The sequence below is a fragment of the Thermodesulfobacteriota bacterium genome (assembly GCA_025062045.1).
Classification (GTDB): Bacteria; Desulfobacterota; Syntrophorhabdia; order Syntrophorhabdales; family JANXAF01; genus JANXAF01.
In genome coordinates this window covers 1-315 of sequence record JANXAF010000006.1, presented here as the reverse complement: position 1 = coordinate 315, position 315 = coordinate 1, and the positions used below count along the sequence as shown (strand labels likewise).

The 315-nt window shown below is 45.7% G+C and carries 1 protein-coding gene; it reads left to right on the top strand.

The features are described from left to right. Positions 1–315: GTP-binding protein (locus tag NZ583_05460; GenBank protein ID MCS7281059.1), on the top strand; the 315-nt coding region annotated here is incomplete at both ends.

Sequence of the window (315 nt, the reverse complement as noted above, 5' to 3'; positions counted from 1 at the left end):
GATAACCGGTGCTGCCCAGATGGACGGTGCAATTTTAGTTGTAGGTGCAAACGATGGCCCAATGCCCCAGACGAGAGAACACATTCTCCTTGCCCGTCAGGTTGGAGTGCCATATATAGTTGTCTTTTTAAACAAAATAGACATGGTAGATGATCCAGAACTCATAGAACTCGTGGAAGTGGAACTCCGTGAACTCCTATCCAAATACGAATTCCCAGGAGATGAGATCCCTATAATAAGAGGTAGTGCTCTAAAAGCCCTAGAGTGTGGATGCGGAAAGGAGGACTGTCCTAACTGCAAATGCATATTCGAACT